Origin of the sequence: Vibrio sp. 3-2(1), from assembly GCF_963887575.1 — a bacterium.
GTDB classification, from domain to species: domain Bacteria; phylum Pseudomonadota; class Gammaproteobacteria; order Enterobacterales; family Vibrionaceae; genus Vibrio; species Vibrio anguillarum.
Window position 1 is genome coordinate 771,806 of the sequence record NZ_CAWPGB010000011.1, and the last position, 24,327, is coordinate 796,132.

At 45.7% G+C, this 24,327-nt stretch carries 21 protein-coding genes; 5 read left to right on the forward strand and 16 right to left on the reverse strand.

Annotated features, from left to right (window positions below):
* Positions 1–340: 340 nt before the first annotated feature.
* A complete protein-coding gene (fadE, locus tag AACQ79_RS06225; RefSeq protein WP_017049704.1) occupies positions 341–2,785 on the forward strand; it encodes an acyl-CoA dehydrogenase FadE in 2,445 nt (814 codons plus the stop codon).
* 93 nt (positions 2,786–2,878) lie between these two features.
* Here fadE and AACQ79_RS06230 read toward each other — a convergent pair whose 3' ends face one another.
* Complete coding sequence (locus tag AACQ79_RS06230) at positions 2,879–4,129, reverse strand: TIGR03503 family protein (protein ID WP_161441835.1); 1,251 nt, start codon at positions 4,127–4,129, stop codon at positions 2,879–2,881.
* 8 nt (positions 4,130–4,137) lie between these two features.
* Positions 4,138–4,881, reverse strand: coding sequence for a DNA polymerase III subunit epsilon (gene dnaQ, locus AACQ79_RS06235; protein ID WP_094132457.1), 744 nt, complete (start codon positions 4,879–4,881; stop codon positions 4,138–4,140).
* A gap of 56 nt (positions 4,882–4,937) precedes the next feature.
* On the opposite strand from dnaQ, the gene rnhA reads away from it, so the two are divergent.
* Positions 4,938–5,405 carry a ribonuclease HI gene (rnhA, locus tag AACQ79_RS06240; RefSeq protein WP_013856228.1) on the forward strand — a complete coding sequence of 156 codons (468 nt, stop codon included), beginning with the start codon at positions 4,938–4,940 and terminating at the stop codon, positions 5,403–5,405.
* On the opposite strand, the gene AACQ79_RS06245 is transcribed toward rnhA, so the two are convergent.
* The gene (locus tag AACQ79_RS06245; protein ID WP_013856227.1) at positions 5,390–6,154 is read right to left on the reverse strand and encodes a methyltransferase domain-containing protein; all 765 of its coding nucleotides are present in this window, start codon (positions 6,152–6,154) and stop codon (positions 5,390–5,392) included. The genes rnhA and AACQ79_RS06245 overlap by 16 nt on opposite strands.
* 36 nt (positions 6,155–6,190) lie before the next feature.
* Between AACQ79_RS06245 and gloB the strand changes: the two genes are divergently transcribed.
* The 3 genes from gloB (at position 6,191) to AACQ79_RS06260 (ending at position 9,276) form a co-directional block, all read left to right on the forward strand.
* Complete coding sequence (gloB, locus tag AACQ79_RS06250) at positions 6,191–6,949, forward strand: hydroxyacylglutathione hydrolase (protein ID WP_026027910.1); 759 nt, start codon at positions 6,191–6,193, stop codon at positions 6,947–6,949.
* Positions 6,950–7,021: 72 nt separating this feature from the next.
* Complete coding sequence (locus AACQ79_RS06255) at positions 7,022–8,593, forward strand: lytic transglycosylase (protein WP_017043992.1); 1,572 nt, start codon at positions 7,022–7,024, stop codon at positions 8,591–8,593.
* Positions 8,590–9,276, forward strand: coding sequence for a YIP1 family protein (locus tag AACQ79_RS06260; RefSeq protein WP_013856224.1), 687 nt, complete (start codon positions 8,590–8,592; stop codon positions 9,274–9,276). The genes AACQ79_RS06255 and AACQ79_RS06260 overlap by 4 nt, the downstream gene beginning before the upstream one ends.
* A 7-nt stretch (positions 9,277–9,283) precedes the next feature.
* Here AACQ79_RS06260 and AACQ79_RS06265 read toward each other — a convergent pair whose 3' ends face one another.
* The 13 genes from AACQ79_RS06265 to bamA all read right to left on the reverse strand — a co-directional run bounded on the left by AACQ79_RS06265 (position 9,284) and on the right by bamA (position 24,285).
* Positions 9,284–10,126 carry an endonuclease/exonuclease/phosphatase family protein gene (locus tag AACQ79_RS06265; protein ID WP_170898778.1) on the reverse strand — a complete coding sequence of 281 codons (843 nt, stop codon included), beginning with the start codon at positions 10,124–10,126 and terminating at the stop codon, positions 9,284–9,286.
* 80 nt (positions 10,127–10,206) lie between these two features.
* Positions 10,207–10,545 carry a nitrogen regulatory protein P-II gene (glnB, locus tag AACQ79_RS06270; protein WP_010320105.1) on the reverse strand — a complete coding sequence of 113 codons (339 nt, stop codon included), beginning with the start codon at positions 10,543–10,545 and terminating at the stop codon, positions 10,207–10,209.
* A 110-nt stretch (positions 10,546–10,655) separates the two neighbouring features.
* Positions 10,656–10,967 carry a c-type cytochrome gene (locus AACQ79_RS06275; RefSeq protein ID WP_026028528.1) on the reverse strand — a complete coding sequence of 104 codons (312 nt, stop codon included), beginning with the start codon at positions 10,965–10,967 and terminating at the stop codon, positions 10,656–10,658.
* A gap of 60 nt (positions 10,968–11,027) precedes the next feature.
* The gene (gene tilS, locus AACQ79_RS06280) at positions 11,028–12,338 is read right to left on the reverse strand and encodes a tRNA lysidine(34) synthetase TilS (RefSeq protein WP_170898780.1); all 1,311 of its coding nucleotides are present in this window, start codon (positions 12,336–12,338) and stop codon (positions 11,028–11,030) included.
* Between the two features lie 132 nt (positions 12,339–12,470).
* A complete protein-coding gene (gene accA / locus AACQ79_RS06285) occupies positions 12,471–13,430 on the reverse strand; it encodes an acetyl-CoA carboxylase carboxyl transferase subunit alpha (RefSeq protein ID WP_013856219.1) in 960 nt (319 codons plus the stop codon).
* A 47-nt stretch (positions 13,431–13,477) separates the two neighbouring features.
* On the reverse strand, positions 13,478–16,957 hold the full coding sequence (gene dnaE, locus AACQ79_RS06290) for a DNA polymerase III subunit alpha (RefSeq protein ID WP_017046604.1): 3,480 nt from the start codon (positions 16,955–16,957) through the stop codon (positions 13,478–13,480).
* Between the two features lie 81 nt (positions 16,958–17,038).
* Positions 17,039–17,650: a ribonuclease HII gene (rnhB, locus tag AACQ79_RS06295; RefSeq protein WP_010320111.1), complete on the reverse strand. Its 612-nt coding sequence runs from the start codon at positions 17,648–17,650 to the stop codon at positions 17,039–17,041.
* A 46-nt stretch (positions 17,651–17,696) separates the two neighbouring features.
* A complete protein-coding gene (gene lpxB, locus AACQ79_RS06300) occupies positions 17,697–18,845 on the reverse strand; it encodes a lipid-A-disaccharide synthase (RefSeq protein WP_170898782.1) in 1,149 nt (382 codons plus the stop codon).
* Between the two features lie 105 nt (positions 18,846–18,950).
* Positions 18,951–19,739 (reverse strand): acyl-ACP--UDP-N-acetylglucosamine O-acyltransferase, encoded by a 789-nt coding sequence (gene lpxA, locus AACQ79_RS06305; protein WP_064625809.1) that lies wholly within the window; start codon positions 19,737–19,739, stop codon positions 18,951–18,953.
* A gap of 1 nt (position 19,740) precedes the next feature.
* Positions 19,741–20,172 carry a 3-hydroxyacyl-ACP dehydratase FabZ gene (fabZ, locus tag AACQ79_RS06310; RefSeq protein ID WP_026027636.1) on the reverse strand — a complete coding sequence of 144 codons (432 nt, stop codon included), beginning with the start codon at positions 20,170–20,172 and terminating at the stop codon, positions 19,741–19,743.
* A gap of 116 nt (positions 20,173–20,288) precedes the next feature.
* On the reverse strand, positions 20,289–21,320 hold the full coding sequence (gene lpxD, locus AACQ79_RS06315) for a UDP-3-O-(3-hydroxymyristoyl)glucosamine N-acyltransferase (RefSeq protein WP_170898785.1): 1,032 nt from the start codon (positions 21,318–21,320) through the stop codon (positions 20,289–20,291).
* Positions 21,321–21,327: 7 nt separating this feature from the next.
* Positions 21,328–21,837 carry an OmpH family outer membrane protein gene (locus AACQ79_RS06320; RefSeq protein ID WP_170898787.1) on the reverse strand — a complete coding sequence of 170 codons (510 nt, stop codon included), beginning with the start codon at positions 21,835–21,837 and terminating at the stop codon, positions 21,328–21,330.
* Positions 21,838–21,852: 15 nt separating this feature from the next.
* On the reverse strand, positions 21,853–24,285 hold the full coding sequence (bamA, locus tag AACQ79_RS06325) for an outer membrane protein assembly factor BamA (protein ID WP_017046601.1): 2,433 nt from the start codon (positions 24,283–24,285) through the stop codon (positions 21,853–21,855).
* Positions 24,286–24,327 lie beyond the last annotated feature (42 nt).

Genomic DNA, 24,327 nt, shown 5'->3' on the forward strand with positions numbered 1-24,327 from the left:
TTCTCTTTTTAATCTGTTTACCGATAGGCTCCATCAATCAAGAGCCAGTAACAGGCTTGAGTTTACCCAAACCATCCTTTCTGTCGATAGTTCGACTTCAAGAATTGTTGTTTTCTCCCGCTTCCCACTCCAGAAAGCCCTCTATGGGTTATTTATTTTGAGGTTTTGCCCTACATGGATCACTTTTTGAACAATACAAGGTTTTACATTTCGTTAATAATTTGATTACACTTAGAACTGGTTAGACCACTTACACAAACGAGACGACTAACAACACTTTCCAATGCACTGAGAAAAATCAGCCGCAATGGCGTGAATACAGTCTCAAAGGAATGAAATTATGGACATCTTGCTCTCTATACTTGGTTTTCTCACCGTGTTCGGTGTGTGCCTCTACCACCGAATGTCACTTTTTAGCGCATTAGTTGCGCTAACGGTAACCATGGTGGTTCTTACCCTGCTGGATTACACCGGGGTGATTGGATGGTTGCTGTATTTAGCGGCTATCGCTTTATTAGCCGTTCCCTCTATCCGTCAAAGCGTTATTAGCGAAAAAGCATTAACACTGTTCAAAAAAGTGCTGCCTGCAATGTCACAAACCGAAAAAGAGGCATTAGATGCAGGAACCGTTTGGTGGGAAGCTGAACTGTTTAAAGGCAAACCGAACTGGAACAAACTACACAAAATTGCAGCGCCGACATTAAGTGCACAAGAGCAAGCCTTTATTGATGGACCAGTCAACGAAGTGTGTGCCATGGTTAGCGATTATCAAGTTACGCATGAATTAGCCGACTTACCTCCTGAGGTTTGGCAATATTTAAAAGATCATAAATTCTTCGCCATGATCATAAAAAAACAATACGGCGGCTTGGAGTTTTCAGCTTATGCACAATCCATTGTGCTACAAAAGCTAACGGGTGTATCTGGAGTGCTTTCATCCACCGTTGGTGTACCGAACTCTTTAGGCCCGGGCGAACTTTTACAACATTATGGTACTGAAGATCAGAAAAACCATTACCTGCCACGTTTAGCGGAAGGTAAAGAGATTCCCTGCTTTGCATTAACCAGCCCAGAAGCGGGTTCCGATGCAGGTTCAATTCCTGATTTTGGCGTGGTATGTAAAGGGAAATGGGAAGGAAAAGAAGTGTTAGGGATGCGCCTAACGTGGAACAAGCGCTACATCACGCTCGCCCCGGTTGCAACCGTATTAGGCCTAGCATTCAAACTGCGCGATCCTGACGGCTTACTTGGGGATAAAACAGAGCTTGGCATCACTTGTGCGCTCATCCCAACCCACTTAAAAGGAGTTGAAATTGGCAATCGCCACATGCCATTGAACGTTCCATTCCAAAATGGTCCGACACGTGCTAACGACTTATTTGTGCCGCTTGATTTCATTATTGGCGGACCAAGCATGGCAGGACAAGGCTGGCGTATGCTTGTAGAGTGTTTATCGGTTGGACGTGGTATTACGTTACCTTCTAACTCGACGGGCGGAATTAAAACTGCGGCGCTAGCAACAGGAGCTTACGCTCGGATTCGTCGTCAATTTAAGCAACCAATTGGCCATATGGAAGGTGTCGAAGAGCCATTAGCACGTTTAGGTGGTAACGCTTATGTGATGGATGCGGCGAGCAATTTAACCGTAGCTGGTATTGATCTGGGCGAAAAACCCTCGGTCATTTCCGCTATAGTCAAATACCACTGTACCCACCGTGGTCAACGCAGCATTATTGATGCAATGGATATCGTGGGCGGGAAAGGCATTTGTATTGGTCCTGCTAACTTTTTAGCTCGCAGCTACCAAGGTGCACCGATTGCCGTAACCGTCGAAGGGGCCAATATTCTGACTCGCTCAATGATCATCTTTGGTCAAGGCGCTATCCGTTGTCATCCTTATGTTTTAGAAGAAATGAACGCCGCTTATTCACAAGATTCTGATGCCGTTGAGAAATTTGACGCCGCTCTTGCAGGTCACGTCAGCTTCACCATGAGTAATCTTGTGCGCAGTATTTGGTTTGGTGTCACCGATGGTTTGGGTTCATCTGCACCGACTAATGATGCAACCAAACGCTACTACCAACAACTAAACCGTTACAGCGCTAACTTAGCACTGCTTTCTGATATTTCGATGGCTGTATTGGGAGGCTCTCTCAAACGTAAAGAGCGCTTGTCAGCACGCCTTGGCGATATTTTGAGCCAACTCTACCTCAGTTCTGCCACACTTAAGCGTTTTGAAAATGATGGTCGTCCCGTGGAGGATCTTCCTTTGGTTCATTGGGGTCTACAAGACAGTTTGAAGCAGACGGAAGTCGCCATTGATGAATTCTTAGCCAACTTCCCGAATAAAGCGATTGGTAAGGTACTTCGTATATTGTTGATGCCGATTGGTCGAGTACGCAAAGCACCTAGTGATAAATTAGATAGCCAAGTTGCGCAGATCCTGCAAACACCGAGTGAAACTCGTTCACGCATCGGTCGCAACCAATATCTCGCCCCAACGGCGCATAATGCGGCGGGTAAGATTGAACAAGCACTGGACATCATTTTACGTGCAGAGCCTTTGTTCGATAAAGTGTGCAGCGTCACCAATCAACGCCGTCCATTTTTGCGTTTAGATGAAGTGGCCGCCATTGGCTTACAACAAAAAATTCTAACCGAACAAGAAGCACAGCTATTAACGGAAGCTGAGGCTCATCGTTTGTATACCATTAATGTCGATGATTTTGCGCCACAGGAACTGGCCGCAAAGCCTCAATATCCGGCAATAAATGATGTTGCGTAAGTCAATCTATTGAATGTCAAAGGGCGCTTTAAGTGCCCTTTTCTATGACTAGAATACAGAATCAAGAGGTTGCCAACTCGGCAACATCCCTTGTTATTTCTTCGGCATATTCAACTGTAATTCGGGTTGCAACGTCTTTTTCGCTTTAATCTTACGCATCACAAACCACGCCAAAAGCCCAATCAATATCGCACCAATATTACCAATAACAATGAACATAATACTGCGACTCGTTGCCTCTTCTCTCATCTGAATAATAAGTTGCTCCTGTTCAAGCCTACGCTGCTTAATCTCTTCTTCCATCTGCAAACGGCGAGTCTCCTCAATGTTAACATCATCCACCACGCTGTAAGTACGCTCTGAAAGTGGGAAATAAAGTGGGCGCTGGCTAGCGAGCTCTGTCGCATACAACCTTCCAGACCAACGATAGTTACCGTTATCCCCTTTATATGGAATTTCCAAATTAAGCTTGAGTGACTCTTTTCCGGATAGTCCTTCAGTAGCAAAAATATCATCATAAATATTGGCATGCTCAACATGCGCCGCTATCGATCCGGGTTCAACCATGCCTAACTCACCTGCAAACACAATTTGGTGCGGCGCGCCATCTACTCGGGACTGGATAAAGGTAGTCGACACTGGCGTAGGGTAAACTAACACTTCTTGCTCTTGAGCGCGTAAAAATACACCGTTACCAGAAGTGATCCTAACACGGTATTTACCCGGCACTGGAGTGATAGGTAACGCAACCGTAAATACACCATCACCAGGACGTTCATCTAAACCACGTCCATCATCAGCAAATTCACCAATCACTTCCGGTAATGGACGCGCTTCTTTGATCAGTTCTTCTTCATTTTCAACGAACTTAGTAAAAGTCACTTTTAAGTTGACTCTATCGAGAAAGTCTCTCAACAATAAAGGCTTACCGTCGGAGGTTAAGCGAGCTGTAAATTTTAATTCTTCACCATGATACAAACGGCTAGGAAATACATCTGTATCCAATTGCAAGTGTGAGATTAGCTTAATGCTATTTTGTGGCGAAACCTTTCCTATAGCCTGCCAAGGGCCAGGCATTGGCTTATCAATTGAAATGATATCCATTGTGGGTTCTTGATACCAACGCATATTCTCATCGTACCGCCACGCGTAATATTTCTTACCATCTGGCCGCACAAGCACCACTGGCTGAGATGACTTTTCGCGATACACGACAAAAGTAATTTGTGAAATGGTTGGATCCACTCGAAAACGATTATCGAGTAGCGACATCGAGGAGGGATTTGCCGCAAAAACGCCAATACTCCACATCAGCGCAGCAATAGCCACCATTATCCTCAACATATTTTCTCCTACTGACGCCAAAGGCAACTTCCACTCTTTTCGACTAGATCCAATCTTTCTTGGTGTGCTTGTAGTTCATCGGCACAAGCATGTAAAACCTTTAGCTTTTTCCGACCTGCGACAGCTCGTTTTATTGACTCTCCTCCCACACTGCCATCACTGCGCGTTCCAGCATTAAATTGTAAAGAGGTTTGCCCACCTGTCATCAGCAGATAAACGTCTGCTAATATCTCCGCATCAAGCAATGCACCGTGCAAGGTACGATGTGAGTTATCGATACCATAACGATCACAAAGTATATCCAAATTGTTGCGTTTGCCGGGGAAAATACGCTTTGCCATAGCAAGCGTATCGGTCACTTTGCAATACTGCTCCGTCTTACCGATTTTAGCGTCGAGCTTGCGAAACTCGTAATCCATAAAACCGACGTCGAAGGGAGCGTTGTGCGCCACCAGCTCAGCTCCCTTGATGAAATCTAAAAACTCTTGATGCACATCGCGATATTGCGGTTTGTCCATCAAAAACTCATCGGTAATACCGTGGATCTCGATCGCTTCTAACTGAATCTCACGATCGGGTTTCAGGTAGACATGGAAGTGACGGCCTGTCAGCTTGCGGTTGATAATTTCAACGGCACCGATTTCAATAATGCGGTGTCCTTCATAGTGAGGGCCGCCTTCACGGTTCATACCCGTGGTTTCCGTATCGAGAACGACGATACGTTGGGATTGGGAATTGCTGCTAGTATTCATAAGGATATGTATGTCAGACTATGCCAATAATGTGCGTAACCTAATAGTATCAAATCATGACAAAACAGGTGGAAATTTTCACTGATGGATCTTGCTTAGGTAATCCTGGCCCGGGTGGTTATGGGGTTGTCCTTCGTTACAAAGAAACCGAAAAAACGTTAGCCAAAGGCTACCGACTCACCACTAACAACCGAATGGAAATGTTAGCGGCAGTGGTTGCACTGCAAACACTGAAAGAGCCATGTAATGTTATTCTCACCACAGACAGCCAATACGTTCGTCAAGGTATTACTCAGTGGATCCACAACTGGAAAAAACGCGGTTGGAAAACATCGGATAAAAAACCAGTGAAGAATGCCGATTTATGGCAAGCACTTGATAAAGAAAGCGCCCGCCACACCATTGACTGGCGCTGGGTGAAAGGCCATGCGGGTCATCGTGAAAATGAAATGTGCGATGAATTAGCACGCAATGCAGCAGAAAACCCAACCGAAGACGATATTGGGTATCAAGCATCCGAATAAGGGTCACAGGCCTTATCTTGGTTCTGAGTTGATAAACGGTAGTTCAGGCTAACTGGCGAAAGACGCCGTTTAAAACGCCAATGAGGTTTAATCGGTTTCAAGGGATAAGTACGTTTGCGCGCTACGATGAAATACAGGCTACCAAATGGAGCGGCCCAGTCGCCAATACCATTTTCCAACCACGCCCACATGGGTTGATATTTTTGCATCGGGAAAAGGGCATATTGGTCACAGTCAATCACTTGATAGTTCAAGACACTCAGCCAGTCCTTAATCCGATTAGCGGTAAACATACGACCGCTCCAAGGTAAGTTATGTTTTCGCCAAGGCATCAAACTTGCGATCCCCGTAAAACTGATTGGATTAAACCCCGTAATAATGATGTAGCCATCATCCATCATCACGCGATCAACTTCGCGTAAGATACGGTGCGGATCGCCACAATAATCCAGTTGGTGCGCTAAAATAGCCACATCAAAACTCTTTTCGAGAAAAGGCAGTTCGTAGCTATCGGCAATCACCGTATGGAGTGGGTTTTCAATATCAAGATGAACTTGGTGTTGAATATTGCAGTTGCAACTGGCAAGCTCACAACTCAAACCACCGAGCTTAAGCATATGATAGCCAAATAATTTAGAGCACCATTCATCAAGCCGAGTCTGAATAGAATCACTAACCCACTGGCCATTTTTAAGTTGGGACCAAGAATGAGGCTTATCTAATTTTTTTTCGCTACGCGCTGGCTTCATCGATAACCTATTTCACCTCGGTGATTGGAGATACTCATGTTACAGATCAAAAGCATACCCGCATTTAATGATAATTACATCTGGCTGATCCAAAATAGCGATCAGCGTTGTGCTGTGGTCGATCCCGGTGATGCAGCACCAGTGCTTGAGTACCTCTCGAAGCATCAATTAACGCTCGAAGCAATATTAATTACCCACCATCACCATGATCACATTGGTGGTGTTGCAGAACTGGTTCGCCAGTTTCCCAGCATTAACGTTGTTGGTCCCGCTCATGAACCTATTCCTACCTTAACGCACGCGGTTGAAGCTGGCGATCAGCTAGAACTATTCGATGAAATCTTTATGGTGCTTGATCTCGCCGGACACACAAAAGGTCACATTGGCTATGTCGGTGACAATAAACTGTTTTGTGGCGATGTACTGTTCTCCGCAGGGTGTGGCCGTGTTTTTGAGGGCACAATGGAGCAAATGTTTACGTCACTGTGTAAACTTGCCGCATTGCCAGAAGAAACTGAGGTCTATTGCGCGCACGAATATACCGCAAGTAACGTCGCATTTGCTTTAGCCGTTGAGCCCGATAATGACCAACTTCAACAGTATCGAGATACCGTCAACCGGCTCCGAGCTCAGCAGAAATCGACATTACCGACCACGATCCGCCAAGAAAAATGGATCAATCCATTTTTGCGGACCCAGCAAGAGAGTGTGATGAAATCCGTCGCGAATCGTACTCAACAAACCGATCCTCTATCAATTTTTACCGCGTTACGTGAGTGGAAGAACGAATTTTGACGATTTGCTGCTTGTCATAGCAATAAAGTGCCAAGTATTATCAGCAGCCATTAAGTCAAAGGGCTGAGATAGATGCGATTTCAATTTAGCTGGGTGATGGTGCTCTTGTTAGCGGGGTGCCAAATCACTCAGCCAACAGACCAAACAACAGCGCCAAATGCCAAAGAGGCAAATAGCCCTCAGATTCAGACACAAAAAGAGATGGCTAAACAAAAGTCGTCATCTGCAAAAAAGACAACGCCGAAAGTGATCACGCCACAAGAGCAAGCGGATGTATGGCAGCGCATCGCAATGCAGTTGTCGATGGATATCCCAGATCATAAATCAGTGAATTATTATCGAACTTGGTATCTTAAACACCCAAATCACCTACAAACTGTTGCCGAGCGAGCAAAGCCATTTCTTTACCTTATCACTGAGAAAATTGAGCAGCGCGGCTTACCACTTGAGTTAGCACTCTTACCCATTGTTGAAAGCTCGTTTGATGCCTTTGCCTACTCACACGGTAGCGCTGCGGGGCTGTGGCAATTTGTGCCGAGTACGGGAGAGATGTATGGCCTAGAGCAAAATTTTTGGTATGACGGAAGACGAGATGTAGACGCCGCCACCGATGCGGCTTTGGATTATCTCACTGCATTAAATAAGCGTTTTGATGGTGATTGGAGCCATGCGATTGCCGCCTATAACAGCGGTGGTGGGCGGATCTCTAGCGCGATTCGTAAAAATCACAAGGCTGGTAAACCAACCGACTTTTTCTCACTCGACTTACCCGATGAAACCACAGGCTACGTCCCTAAATTACTCGCACTGGCCGATATTGTTGCCAATCAAGAAAAATATGGCATTGAAATCCCAGCGATTGCTAACAAACCAGTGTTAACGTTAGTCGACCCTCAAGAACAGCTTGATCTTGCCATTGCCGCCAATTACGCCGGAATGAGCGTGAAAGAGTTGCAAAGTTACAACCCAGCTTACAATCAATGGGCGACCTCGCCGACGGGACCTCATCAACTGCTTATCCCAGTAGATAAAGTGGAACGCTTTGCCCAGAAAGTTGAAGAGAATCGCGGTAAGGGGATGAAGTTAGTACGCTACAAGGTAAAATCCGGCGATAGCTTGAGTGTGATTGCTCAACAGCACAATACCACCAGCAAAGTGATTCAGACGGCCAACAATCTCAATGGCAACGTCATTCGCGTTGGACAGTATTTAATGATCCCAACATCCGTAAAAGACGAAAAAGCATACGCACTCAGTGCCAGTAACCGCTTGGCAAAAACGCAAGCGATGGCCCGTGGTCAGTATAAGCTGTCTCATACGGTAGCCAAAGGTGATAGCTTATGGAGCATTGCCAAACAGCACAATGTTTCCCATCAGTCCTTAGCAAAATGGAACGGTATGGGGCCAAGAGACACATTGAAGATTGGCCAAACACTGGTCATTTGGAAAAATAGCAGTGAGGGTGCCATCATTCGCACCGTCTTTTATCAAGTGCGTAGCGGCGATACACTCAGCGCCATCGCTAATAAGTTTAAAGTCAAAAGCCTCGACATTGTAAAATGGAACGAGCTTGCAAACCAAAAGTACTTAAAGCCGGGTCAAAAACTCAAGCTCTACGTCGATGTCACTAAGGTCAGTGTATGAATCCTTCCAGTAACCCGTTAATCATGTTGGTGGATATTTTCCGTTCCCCCACGTCTTGTTTTTTAGCCCTTTATCAACGCGGCATGTGGGGTTGGCAACCTTATCTCTTTTTAATCCTGAGTCCCTTTCTATTTTGGGGGGCTTATTTTGACGTAGTTAACCTTGAATGGTTAAAAGCTGGGCTCTCGGCGCAGTTGGCTATGATCAACCCCGCTCAGCTTGAAATGTTAGATGCCAACACCTTGATGGCCAGCGAAATTATCAGTGATGTGGTAGGCCGCACGCTAACGATTTTCATGTTGGCATTGTGGTTCAATTTGGCGACCAAGCAGAGCCAACATCAGCACGGTTTCTGGCGTTGGTTTGCCGCAAGTGCTGTCATCACTTTCCCAGCCGTGTTGGGCGATCTCGCCAGTTACGCGAGCTTATTACTCAAACATGGCCACGTGATGACTTACGCTGCTGACCTTAATAGTTTAAATGGCCTAATTAAGTTGCCACTGACTAATGATTGGTCTCAATTTGCCAGCTCCTTCCCACTGCTTTTGCCTTGGTACATCGTACTTGGCTACGCGGCGGTGGGCGCATGGACAGAGCTTGAACGCGGCCAAGCTCTGGTGATTTCGGCGCTGCCTTGGATTGGCTATTACCTGATTTGGGCGCTGTACATCGCCATCAGTTAGAAAGTGGTTATAAACTAAAAATCGCCAATAGTGGGTTATGATCAGAAGCGTCCGTTACGGGCGCTTTTGCATTGAGCAGTGTTAAACCGCGATAAAAAAGATGATCAAGCACCAAGCCCGTCACAAACTGAACACGGTGATCGGGTTCGAACAACACTTCCTTTAAACCCACACGATTTAATGCAGCGGTTAATGTGTCCATTCTTGCTTGACTCCAGCTATTAAAATCGCCACCGACAATCACCGGCCCTTGATGTGTTTTTAATTGAACGAGTAACGCTTCCAACTGATTGGTATACTCTTGCGTTCCATAGGTAAAGTTCACTGCATGCAGGTTTACAACCGCCAGAGTCTGGCCATCACTTAAACGATACAGGGCGTAAATCGCCGATTTGGGTAAGCGCAACCAAGGCTCTAATTCGGTGTAAGCACACGCTAATACTGGCATCTGCCTGCCAAGATTTAACACTCCGGCTGATTCACCAAAAATACGAAAAGCATCCGCTTGCGTCCCCCCCCACTGCTTTTGGCTGATCCACTCTTTCAATGACAAGCTCATGCTCGCTTCTTGTAGCAACACCAATTGGGCATCTTGGCTGAATTTATCCAGCTCACTTTGCCATGTTGCTCTATTTTGTTTATAGATATTCCAAACCAGTACATTAAGCTGACCACGCACATCAATTGCGCGAGCGTTTGGATTATCGTAACAAATCAGTGGAGATGAAGCGTTTTTCCCATCAATAGTCAACAATTGCGGCGTTGAAGGAATAGTAAAAATAGAGAAAAAACTAACCACAGCCGCGGTAATCAGCAACAGCGGCAAAACAAGCAGATATTTTCTTTTCATAACGTTCAACAAAATTGGTAGGGATGCATTAATAAAGAGACAAAAAAGGAGCCATTGGCTCCCTTCTTCTCAGTGTACGGCTAAATAGCGTCTTCGTCTTCTTCACCGGTACGAATTCGTACCACTCGTTCAATATTGGTAATAAAAATTTTACCATCACCAATTTTTCCCGTTTGCGCCGTCTCAATAATGGTGTCAACGCAGCGATCAGCGACATCGTCAGTCACCACAATTTCAAGCTTCACTTTAGGTAAGAAATCCACCATATACTCAGCGCCACGGTACAATTCAGTATGCCCTTTCTGACGACCAAATCCTTTTACTTCAGAAACAGTCATACCCGTGATCCCTACTTCAGCTAACGCTTCGCGGACGTCATCAAGTTTAAATGGCTTAATAATGGCTTCGATTTTTTTCATGTTCATCCCTTACACTTTCGTCAATTGGTGGCATTATCTGCTAGCAAAAAAAAACAATCAATAAAAAGCCCAAGCAACGCTTGGGCTGATTGAAACCCGTTCACTGTCATTTACTTAAGACTTGCGAAATAGGCCGCTAAGTTTTCAATATCGGCATCACTGAGCATTGCCGCTTGCGCTTGCATTACGACGGCTAAACCACCATTACGCTCTTTATTCTTGTAGGCTTTAACTGATGAGATAAGGTATTGCTCATTTTGCCCTTTTAGATTTGGGTATCCCGGAATAAGGGCAATCCCGTCTGCGCCGTGACACGCCGCGCAGATAGCCGCTTTGGCTTGCCCTGCGGCTGGGTCTCCAGCAAACGCGCTTCCCGCTAACAACGTTAAACCCATAACTATTCCAATCGCGACTTTTTTCATTGCTCCACCTTTATGTCCATATTCATTGTATGTTTTATACGAATTTTGCATGAAAAGCGTTCATTTGTCCCAGATGAGTTCACAATCTTGCCCACTGAAGTCACGATCAACAAATAAATTTGCAATCGCAACCACTTGATTCCGATGCATCAATATTGGCGTTCTTCGTCGTAACCAACTCGGCACGCCATACTCTTGGAACAATTTTTTTAGCTTTCGACTTCCCACTCGTCCGACAGGGCATGCTGCCAGCCCTTCAGGATTAAACGTAACGCTTAATTGATGGCAATCATCAGGCAAGGCTATTCCCTTGCTAGCACCATGAGACGATAACGTCAGATTACCTAGTCCATCAGGCAAGGTTAATGATTGATCGGGCACAATCATCGCCTGCCAATCTGAAATGTCTTGATAAGTTTGGATGCAATATAGCTTTTGGTCAAAGCGGCGGATCTCACTTTGCCCTAGTTTAAGCCGAGGATTCGCATCAATACGCGCAGACGCCACTTGTTGCCAAATCATCGCTAAATGTTCTTGAGCCGGCATTGGCTCCCCCAATTGAGCAAGCCACATTCTTAGCAATTGATAGCGTGCTAATTCGCTGCGATGAGAAAGCGCGGTAATTGATAAACTACCATCAGGCATTTTTGCCTCTTGCATTGCCTCTTGTAGCAGCTCTTCAAGCAACACCTGCTGCTGAGCACACAATGTCGCACTACGAGCAACCGCTTGGTGAATATGCGGCCAGCGCTGCGTAAGAACTGGCGTGATGTGATGGCGGATAAAATTACGATCAAAACGGGTATCTTGGTTGCTTTCGTCCTCGACCCAATCCAAATTCTGGGTTACGGCAAAGCTTTCGATCTGTACGCGAGTCGCCGCAAGCAAAGGACGGACGATTTTCCCCGCGCCAAATGGCATCGCTTGTGCCATCGAAGAGAGTCCTTTGGGTCCACTACCACGCTTTAACGCGAGCAAAAATGTCTCGATCTGATCATCGCTATGCTGTCCAGTTAGCAACAAATCGTCAGTGTTAATGTATTTCGCTAAAACTTGGTAACGCGCCGTACGCGCCAATGACTCCACACTTTCACCACTAGCGGTATCGAGTTGCACCCGTTCAATAAAAAAAGGGATCGCGGCGTGTTGGGCCCAGCGCTGGCACTGTTTGGCCCACTCATCGGCATGTTGACTTAATCCATGATGAACATAAACAGCGCAGCACTCACAGGAGGTTTCGTCACGATATTGCGCCAATAGTTCAAGCATCACTCGCGAGTCCATGCCACCACTAAAACCCAAGACCAATTGGCTGCTTGCTAAGCGATGACGATTGATAACGTGTGAAAATAGCGAATAAAGTTCAGACATGGGTTTTCAGCGCTAAGAGGAATTGATGCAAGTTTACCTTGAAACGCGCCAAGCAAACCAGTCCTGAAATCGGGCTAATAAAAAAGGGCTGGACAGAATCCAACCCTTTTTATTTATTGTCCGCTCTGCTGCTTAGCAGTAGCCGTAGTTCATCAAACGTTGATAACGACGAGCCAATAATGCTTCTTCATTCAGCGGCTCTAAATCAGCAAGCTGTTTTAGCAGTGTTGCTTTCATGTTGGCGGCCATTTGTATTGGATCGCGATGCGCGCCACCTAATGGTTCTTCGATTATTTCATCAATCAGCTCAAGCTCTTTTAAGCGAGGAGCGACTAAGCCCATCGCTTCAGCCGCTTGCGGCGCTTTATCTGAATCTCGCCACAAGATTGAAGCGCATCCTTCTGGCGAAATTACCGCATAAGTGGAATATTGCAGCATGTTCACGTAGTCACCCACGCCAATCGCTAAAGCGCCACCAGAGCCACCTTCACCGACAACATTACAAATAACTGGCACTTTCAAGCCTGACATCACTTTTAGGTTTGTAGCAATCGCTTCAGATTGGCCACGTTCTTCAGCGCCAACACCAGGATAAGCACCTGCGGTATCAATGAAGGTAATAATAGGCATGCCAAAACGTTCAGCCATTTTCATCAAACGTAGCGCTTTGCGATAGCCTTCTGGTTTTGGCATTCCGAAGTTACGTCTTACTTTCTCTCTCGTTTCACGTCCTTTTTGGTGACCAATCACCATCACCGGACGTCCTTCTAAACGAGCAATGCCGCCGACAATCGCTTTGTCATCAGCAAAAGCGCGATCACCAGCCAACTCGTCAAACTCAGTGAAGACATGGTTGATGTAATCAAGCGTGTAAGGGCGTTGTGGATGGCGTGCCAATTGAGCCACTTGCCATGCCCCTAAATCACCAAAGATTTTCTTCTTAAGCTCTAAGCTTTTCTTTTCTAGCTGTTCGATCTCTTTGTCGAGATCAACGGACTTATCACCACCATGGCGAGACACGTCGCGTAGCGCCTGAATTTTAGCCTCAAGTTCAGCAATTGGTTTTTCAAATTCTAGAAAATTTAGGCTCATCTACCGATCCTTTTATACTCAGCGTTCAACATATTTGACGCCAAATTTTAGTTAAATTCGAGTTCTACCTGATCTTTGCCAAGTAGCTGTTTCAATTCGTCTAACAATGTATCACTTGGGGTTACACGCCACTGCGTACCAAGAGTGAGTCGCACTCTCGCCTCTGCGCGTTGGTAGTATACATTGACAGGTATAGTCCCTGCTCGGTGAGGCTCTAAGATCTGACTAAAGCGCTCAAAAAACTGGCTGTCTATCTGTGATTGCTCAATCGATATCGACAAGCCACGGGCATATTTTTCACGCGCACTGCCCAAGTCCATGACTTCGCGCGCCGACATTTTAAGGCCACCATTGAAGTCATCAAAGCTGACCTGTCCAGAAATCACTAAAATTCTATCTTTTTCTAACAGCTCTGCATACCGCTCTAACGCATCAGAGAATAACATCACTTCCATACGTCCTGAACGATCATCTAACGTCATGATGCCAATCCGCGTGCCACGCTTGGTGGTCATGACTTTAGCCGCAATCACTAACCCCGCTAAAGTGACGGATTGATCGCGTCGCGTTGGCGTGGCATCTTTTAGTCGACAACTGGTGTACTTCGCAAGTTCCTTAATATGTGCGTTTATTGGATGCCCGGTCAAATAAAGGCCCAATGTATCGCGCTCACCTTCAAGCCAAACTTTCTCAGGCCACTCGGGGACTTGCGTATATTTATGTTCTACTTCTTCTGGCGCATCAGTCAATACACCAAACATATCAACCTGACCAAAGGCTTCAGCTTGGTGGAATTGGCTGGCCGCTTTCACAGCATCATTTAATGAGGCCATCATTGCAGCACGGTGTGGGCCTAAACGATCCAAAGCACCCGCATAAATAAGCTTTTCAATCACACGCTTATTGACTTTTTTCAGATCAATTCTGGCGCAAAAATCAAACAAATCTTTAAAATAGCCGCCTGCTGTGCGCGCTTCTAAAATCGCTTCAATCGGTCCTTCACCGACACCTTTGATCGCGCCAATACCATAGACAATTGCGCCATTTTCATCGACGTTAAAGCGGTACAAGCCGGCGTTAATATCCGGTGGTAACACTTTAAGATTCATACGCAAACATTCATCCACTAAGCCAACCACCTTTTCGGTGTTGTCCATGTCGGCCGTCATTACGGCCGCCATAAATTCGGCTGGGTAGTGGGTTTTTAACCATAAGGTTTGATAAGAAACCAGAGCATAAGCCGCAGAGTGCGATTTGTTAAACCCGTAACCGGCGAATTTTTCTACTAAGTCGAAGATTTTCATCGACAATTCGCCATCCACGCCGTTTTTTATCGAACCCTCTTCAAAAATCGCCCGCTGCTTGGCCATCTCTTCTGGCTTTTTCTTACCCATCGCTCGGCGCAGCATATCCGCACCGCCTAGTGTGTATCCGGCTAGGACTTGGGCGATCTGCATCACTTGCTCTTGGTACAAGATGATGCCGTAGGTTGGGTCTAGAATTTCTTTTAATGACTCATGTTGCCATTTTTCATCTGGGTAGGAGATCGCCTCTCGGCCATGTTTACGGTCGATAAAGTTATCCACCATACCCGATTGCAAAGGCCCTGGGCGAAACAGGGCCACTAGTGCAATGATATCTTCGAAGCAGTCTGGCTGGAGACGTTTGATCAGATCTTTCATGCCGCGCGATTCTAACTGGAATACCGCGGTGGTTTCAGAATTTTGCAATACACGAAATGAAACTGGGTCTTCTAACGGGATAGCTTCAATACGAACGGGCTCTTTGCCTTCTCGTTGTAAGCGCGGGTTAATCAGCCCTAGAGCCCAATCGATAATGGTTAAGGTACGTAGACCTAAGAAGTCAAACTTGACCAAGCCTGCGGTTTCAACATCGTTCTTATCAAATTGAGTGACGGGGAAATGCCCTTCAGCATCCGCATAAATCGGCGAAAAGTCGGTAATTGTGGTTGGGGAGATCACCACCCCACCCGCATGCTTACCGGCGTTACGCGTGCAACCTTCTAGAATTCGGCACTTATCAATCAGCTCTTTGACGTCTTCGTCATTGTTGTACAGCTCAGGTAACGCGGGTTCAGCCTTAAACGCCTTTTCGAGTGTCATTCCTGGATCTAGTGGAATAAGCTTTGAAATGCGGTCGACAAATCCAAACGGATGACCAAGCACGCGTCCCACGTCACGAATGACCGCTTTGGCAGCCATAGTACCAAAGGTGATGATCTGTGATACCGCATCACGACCATACATTTCAGCAACGTGATCAATAACTTGGTCACGTTTATCCATACAGAAATCGACGTCAAAATCGGGCATTGAAACCCGTTCTGGGTTCAAGAAACGTTCGAAAAGTAAATCATATTGTAGTGGATCTAAATCGGTGATTTTGAGCGCGTAAGCCACCAATGAACCCGCACCCGATCCGCGCCCCGGTCCCACCGGAATATCGTTATCTTTTGACCACTGGATGAACTCCATCACAATCAAGAAATAACCGGGGAATCCCATGTTATTAATTACTTCGAGCTCAATTTGCAGCCGTTCATCATATTCAGGGCGACGTTGTGCGCGAACCTCAGGATCGGGGAACAGAAATTCAAGACGCTCTTCAAGGCCTTCTTGTGATTTCATCACCAAGTATTCGGTTTCTTTCATTCCTTCCGTTGGAAAGGCGGGCAAGAAATATTCCCCCAAACGGACGGTAACATTACACCGTTTGGCAATCTCAACACTGTTTTGCAGCGCTTCAGGAATGTCGGCAAACAGCTCACACATTTCCGCTTCGGTGCGCAAATATTGCTGTGGGCTATAATTTTTTGGCCGACGAGGATCTTCCATGGTGTAGCCATCATGAATCGCTACTCGAATTTCATGCGCTTCAAAAAACTCTTCGCTGAGAAACACCACTTCATTGGTTGCAACGACGGGCAGATCGTTATTTTCAGCCAATTCTAGAGCAAAGTGCAGATAGCTCTCTTCGTCGGCTCGCCCTGTGCGAGTCAATTCAAGGTAAAAACGATCGACAAAATGAGTTTGATAAAACTCGACACATTTATCGACTAACGCCTGATTACCTTTAAGCAGTGCTTTGCCTATTTCACCACTTTTTCCACCCGAAAGCACAATCAAGCCTTCGGCATATTTCACTAGCCACGCTTTATCAATCACAGGCAGGTGTTGCACATGACCGCGTAGATAAGCATCGGAGATCAGTAAGGTCAGATTTTTGTAACCAACATTATCACTCGCTAGAACCGTCAGCTTGGTGAGCTCATCACCAAACTCCTCAGATTGCATGACAAAATCTGCACCGATAATCGGCTTTACCCCACAGTTATGAGCGGTACCATAAAATTTGACCAAACCACATAAGTTCGTGAAGTCGGTCAACGCTACGGCAGGCATCCCCATCTCGGCCACTTTTTTCACAAGCGGTGGCACTTTGGACAAGCCATCGATCATAGAAAAGTCGCTGTGGACACGAAGGTGGACAAACTTTGGTTCTGGCATGCAATAAAATCCTAGATGCTAGGTTTGGTACAAGATTTGGCGGTTATTCTACGCGAATCTGCTCGTGGCTGACACCCGCAATTAGTCAATTCCCAGCACGCGTTTCACTGGCTTAAAGCTTTTACGGTGCTCTGCGATGACGCCATGTTGTTCGATCGCGGCAAAATGCGCTTTAGTTGGATAGCCCTTATGTTGAGCAAAGCCAAATTGTGGGTACAATTTATCGAGCGCTTCCATCTCTTTATCGCGTACCACTTTAGCAATGATTGAGGCGGCGCTGATTTGCGCCACACGCATATCACCCTTGACGACTGCGATACCATGCATCGGTAATTGTGGAACACGGTTGCCATCAATTAAAACCAAATCAGGTTGAATCGCTAGACCTGCAATCGCGCGTTGCATCGCCACCATAGTCGCTTGAAGAATATTAAGCTCATCAATTTCAGCTGGTGAACAGCGGCCAACAGACCAAGCGAGCGCCTTTTGTTGAATTTCAGGAAAAAGCGCTAGGCGTTTTTTTTCTGATAACTTTTTCGAGTCGGCCAAACCTTCAATCGGATTATTCGGATCCAAGATTACTGCGGCAGTCACTACGTCGCCCACTAATGGACCTCGGCCAACTTCATCCACTCCTGCAATCAAAACATAGCCCTTAGGGTATTCAAAAGGAGTCAGTGTTTGTTCTGCCATCTTGTCTATTTTCCTCTCGTTATTTTTCAATCGCTCTTTTTAATCGTTAACGGTTAATCAAGCTTAAAACCGCTTTGGCGGCTTGTTGATCGGCGCCTTTGCGGATCCAGTGATGCATTTCAGTAAAACGTTCAATTAAAGAGGAATTATCACGGCTGAGCATGCTATCGACCGCAGGAAACAGATGTTGCGGGTCGCATTCATCAAGAATGAACTCAGGAACCAGTTCTTCTCCGGCTAAAATATTGGGCAGTGAAACAAATTCGGTTATCGCAAGCTTCTGAACCAACCATCCGGTGAGCCAGTTCACTTTGTATCCCACCACCATCGGCCGTTTGAGCAACATGCATTCCAGTGCGACTGTGCCAGAGGCAAGTAGCACAGCATCTGCGGCCGTGATGACATTGCGCGCGGTGTCTTCAATAATAGCAAAATCGAGCTCTGGGGCGATCTCCTGCCAAATGGTTTCAAACTGCTGTTTACGTTTGGGATTGACGGCTGCTACCACAAAACCAATATCAGGGTATTTCTGTTTGATTTGTCTACATGTTTCAATAAATGGCTTGGCAATTAAACCGACTTCTCCCCCTCGGCTACCGGGTAGCACAGCCAGCCACTGTTTATCTGTCTCTAATTTCAACAATTCACGAGCGGCGATTTTATCGGGTTGCAGTGGAATGGCATCGGCCAGTGTATGGCCGACAAATTCGCACGCAACCTGATACTTGTCGTAAAACGCTTTTTCAAACGGAAGAAATGCCAACACTAAATCGGTCGCCGCATCGATTTTAAAAATACGTTTGGGACGCCATGCCCATACAGATGGGCTCACATAGTGGACGGTTTTAATACCCGCTTTTTTGAGATCAAGCTCTAGTCGTAAATTAAAATCTGGTGCATCAATACCAACAAACACATCCGGCGGATTGGCTTTAAAATACTTCACCAACTGCGCTTTAACTTTCAGTAAACGCGGTAAGCGGCCAAGCACCTCAACCAGCCCCATCACGGCTAGCTCTTCCATATCAAATAAAGATTCACAACCTTGAGCAATCATCTTAGGGCCACCAATACCGACAAATTGTGCATTGGGGTATTGCTGCTTGATGGCTTGAATGAAGCCTTCTCCTAATGTATCGCCAGAAAGCTCTCCGGCAACAATACCGATTCTTAGGGGATTTTCATGTGAGTGCATATCGTTTCCTAACAGAATCCGCTCAGCCGTTATGCGGCGTCAAAAAGACAAAAGATCGCTAAACAAGTAGCGATCTTCGGATATTAATCAAAATTCAGTGGCGAACTAACGAATAATGCCACGCTCAGTTTTTTCTAGTAAATCAGTAAAACGCTGAATCGATGGGTACTCTTTCGCCATCTCAACCAATATAGGTAAGACCTCTGCTTGCGTTTTACCTGATCGGTAAATCTCTTTATACGCTTTTTGTAGCGCGCGAATTTCGGCTTTTTCAAAACCATTTCGCTTCAAACCAACAAGGTTAAGGCCAAATGGTGAAGCATGGTTACCTTGTGCTAACACGTAAGCAGGGACATCTTGCACAACAGCAGAACAACCACCGATATAGGCATAAGCACCAACGCTACAGAAAGGATGAATCGCCGACAACGCCATAACACCGGCATAGTCACCGACCGTCACATGGCCGCCAAGAATTGCGTTGTTACCAATGTGCGTATGATTACCAACAATCACATCGTGTGCAATATGGGCATTCACACACAATAGGTTGTCGTTGCCAACAACTGTTTGTGTTTTATCTTGCATAGTACCACGGTGAATTTGCACCGCTTCACGAATAACATTGCGATCACCAATGACGACTCGTGTATCTTCACCACCATACTTCTTATCTTGGTTCTCTTCGCCAATGACGGCGTGAGGGAAAATACGGTTATCTTCACCAATGACGGTGTTTCCTTTGATGACCACATGTGACATCACTTCCGTACCTTGGCCAATGCTTACCCCAGAAGTGATGTAAGTAAATGGACCAACAGTGACGTTAGCTCCGATGATAGCGCCATCTTCAACCACCGCACTTGGGTGGATTTGTGCAGTTTCATGAATCATATTAAAACTCTCTACGAGCACATTTCATTTCAGCTGAACACACAACCTCACCATCAACTTTCGCTACGCCATTAAACAACGCAATACCACGACGCTCTTTAATGAACTGCACTTCGATGATCAGTTGGTCGCCAGGACCTACAGGTTTACGAAACTTCGCATTATCAATACTAGCAAAGTAATACAATTCGTTATCTTTCGGTGCACCAAAGGTTTTGAATGCTAGTAGGCCCGTTGCTTGTGCCATTGCTTCTAAAATCAGTACACCTGGAAAAATAGGTAACTGCGGAAAATGACCAGTGAACTGAGGTTCATTAACTGACACATTTTTCAAGCCAACAAGGTATTTGCCTTCTTCAAAGTCAATTACACGGTCAATCAACAGAAATGGGTAACGGTGAGGAAGCAGCCTCTGAATTTCAGTGATGTGCATCGTTTTCGTTTCAGTCGTCAAAGTCATATTCCTATACAGTAAAACTTTCAAAAATTATTCGGCATTATAGACGAAAAAGACTCGCAATTGGCGAGCCTAATCGGGAAAAAGTAGAATTAGGATTCCGCTTCCTGCTCTAAGTACTTTTCAAGTGCTTTAAGTCGCTTGTGCATATCTTCGATACGGTGAACGCGAGCGGCAGTTTTACGCCATTCTTTGTTCGGTTGCAACGGAATACCAGAAGAGAACATGCCTTTCTCGGTGATGCTACGCATCACCATTCCCATGCCAGTAATGGTGACCCCATCAACAATCTCGATATGGCCATTGATCACCGCACCGCCACCAATAATGCAATATTTGCCTATGTGGGTGCTGCCAGCAATGATGGTACCGCCAGCAATTGCAGTGCCATAGCCAATACAGACGTTATGTGCAATCTGTAATTGGTTATCGAGAATGACGTTATCTTCAATAATCGTGTCATCTAATGCGCCGCGATCAATTGTCGTGCAGGCACCGATTTCAACTCGATTACCGATCCGGACTGTGCCAATTTGCGGAATTTTAATCCACTCACCCTTCTCATTGGCATAGCCAAAACCATCAGAACCAATCACGGCACCTGACTGAATAAGGCACGCCGAGCCAATTTCCACTTCGTGGTAAACGCTGACATTTGCCCACAACTGGGTGTTAGCGCCAATTTTGGCGTTTTTACCGATGAAACAGCCGGCACCAATGGAGACGTTATCGCCCAGTTGCACGCCCGTCTCAATGACCGCGTTTGCACCAATAGAAACGTTCTGCCCCAGCAGGGCATCCTGTGCTATAACAGCCGTGGGGCTGATATCACTCGCAGGTCGCGGTGTCGTGTCCAGCGCTTGCGCCACCTTTGCAAAAGCAACGTATGGGTCAGCGACGACCAATACATTGGTTGTACACAATTCACGTTCACTAGCCTTGACCATAATCACCGTTGCGCGGCATTGACCAAGGTGTTTGTTATATTTGGGATTAGAGAGGAAAGTTACATAACCTTCCTGCGCCTTATCCATAGGTGCGACAGCGGAAACTGTCGCAGAGCCATCACCAAACAGCTCTCCCCCGGTGATGGTTGCCAATTCGGCTAAAGTCAGTTTTGCCATAATAAGATTATTTTAGTTGTTTAATTACTTTCTCTGATAGGTTGTAGTCCGGCTTACCATATTGCATAGCTTGCACGTCAACAACGATGTCATAACCTTCTTTTTCCGCAACTTTCTTCACAGCGTCTTGAATCACCATGAAGAGTTTTTGCTTCTCTTCACTTTCACGACGCGCTGAGGCTTGCTCTAACGCTTGCGCTTTGATTTTATACTTGCTGTCTAATTGACCAATTTCAATACGCAGCTTCTCAACTTCATCTTGACCTAGCAGTTCGCCATCACGTTTAAGTTTTTCAATTTTGGTTTTTGCTTCAGCTTGAATTGACTGTAGCTCTGCCCCTTTATCTTTAAACTCTTCTTGTAATTTTTGCAGCACAACTTCTCGTTGAGGTAATGCTTGGAATACTTGCGCGGTATTAATGTAACCTACTTTCTGCGCCGCCTCAGCAGCTTGCGCAAAAAATGATGAACTAAGTACAACTAGGCCCAATCCTGCCGCTTGAATCGCTTTTTTCAAAATACTTTCCTCTAATTAGAATGTTCTGCCGATCGTGAAAGTGAAGAATTCTTCATTATCACCTTCATAAATTTTAATAGGTTTGGCAATTGAAAATACCAATGGCCCCATAGGTGACATCCACTGTAGTGCCGCACCATAAGAGGAACGGTAATTCATTGGATCTGAGTAATCGTAATAATACTGATCACCATAACCGAGTTTCCCATCTTTGTAATCGAACTCTGTATCCCAAACGCTGGCCATATCGAAGAAGATGCTGGTGCGAATTTGGCTACGAGTTTCATCAGAGGCAAATGGCGTCGGTACAATCAGTTCTACACTGGCTAGCGCGACCGCGTTACCACCGACAGAGTCATCTGTTGCGCTATAGCAGCGGTTGTTGCCACCATTATTGCCATTACATCCTGTCGCATCGTTATAAATCGCTTTCGGTCCAGCCGAGTTAGATCCAAAACCACGCAAAGTGGTAAAGCCACCTGCATAATAGTTTTCATAGAATGGGAACAAGTTATCGTTACCATCCGTTTTCCCGTAACCATTACCATACCCTAAGCGTCCTCTTAGCAAGAGTGAAAACTCATGTTTTTTGGTTAATGGGAAATACTGGCGAACATCGTACTGCGCTTTGAAATACTTTACGTCTGAACCCGGCACGGTCATCTTGTAGAAAGCGCGTTGGTGATTCCCCGCCGTTGGGAAAATGGTTCGGTTTAAATTATTGCGCGTCCATGAAATGTTGACGTCAAAGTCATTGGTGATCAAACTGCCATCATCGCTACGATTACTCGCTTGAGACTGTAAGAATTGACTAACTTGCACATACTCATCGATATTACCGATCTTGTTGTGCGTGTAACCGATACCGAGGTCAAAACGGTTTAATTCGTCAAATGGGAAACCCCACGTTAAACTTGTGCCGTAGCTTTCATTGGTATAATCAACAATACCAGCTTCAGAAGCCTCAAATTGGTTATAGAAAATCTTACCACCCAAACTGACACCATCAAGGTTCCAGTAGGGATCACGGTAATCTAAACTGATGTTCTTTTGATAGTCGTTCATCATGGCATTGATGCCAACTCGATTACCTGAACCAATGAAGTTGTCTTGTTGTAAACCAACCTGAAAACTCACGCCTGATTCTGTACCATAACCGACACCAAAGTTAACACTACCTGAGTTGGCCTCTTTCACGTTGTACACCAGATCGACTTGGTCTTCACTACCAGGTACACGTACGGTTTGCACATCCACTGTTTCAAAGAAGCCAAGACGGTTCAAACGGCTCTTACCTGTATCAATCGCTTTAGAGCTCAGCCAACTGCCTTCCATTTGACGCATTTCGCGGCGCAAAACTTCATCTTTGGTTGAGTTATTACCGACAAAGCGAATATCACGGACATAGATACGCTTACCCGCTTCCACATGAACAACCAAGGAAACTTCTTGCGTTTCATCATTAAATTCTGGGATGGTTCGAACTTGAGGATAAGCATAGCCAGCTTCACCCAATACTCGTTTTACATCTTCTTCAAGCTTGGTCACCAGTGAGCCGTTATAGGTTTCCTCGGCTTCAAACGGGATCAAAGCGGTAAATTCAGCCTCTTTGCCAATCAGCTCTCCGCGGAATTTAACGTCTTTGATTTTATAAGGCTGACCTTCGCTAATGCCTAAAGTGATATAAACGCCTTTTTTATCAGGAGAAATAGCAACTTGCGTGGAATCGACTTGAAACTTTAAGTAGCCACGGTCGAGGTAGAAAGAGCGCAAAGCTTCAATATCAGCGGCTAAGACCTGCTTTTGGTATTTATCATCAGAGAGGAAATTCCACCACGCCACATCGACATTCAAATTGAAGCGTGACAGTAAATCTTGGTCACTAAACACTTCATTGCCAATAAAGTTGATTTGCTGGATTTTCGCAGAAACCCCTTCACTGAACACAAATTTAAGGTCAGCACGGTTGCGAGGTAAAGGTGTCACCACCGCTTTTACGGTCGCGTTGTACTTACCCACGCTGTAGTAAAAATCTTCCAACCCCTTTTCAATGTTGCTCAAGGTCGTACGATCAAGCGCCTCACCGATGCGTATATTGGATGCATCAAGATTCTGCTGCAACTGCTCTTCTTTGATCGCTTTATTTCCAGAGAAGGAAACACTTGCAATGGTTGGACGTTCTTTAACCTGAACGATCAGAACGTTGTTGTCTCGTAATACTTTGATGTCTTCAAAGTTGCCCGAAGTGTAAAGTGCTTTGATAATATCCGCGACATCTTGTGCATCAACGGTATCGCCAATTCGAACGGGCATTTTAAGCAATGCGGCGCCGAGCGCAACGCGTTGAAGCCCTTCAATTTGAATATCCTGCACTACGAAATTCTCGGCACTATGTGCTGAGAGGCTGGTTGCCAATAGTGTCGCGAAAAGGATCTGTTTCATTGCCATATTTATTCTTGTTATTCCTTGCTACAACTTCTGCCTAATGGT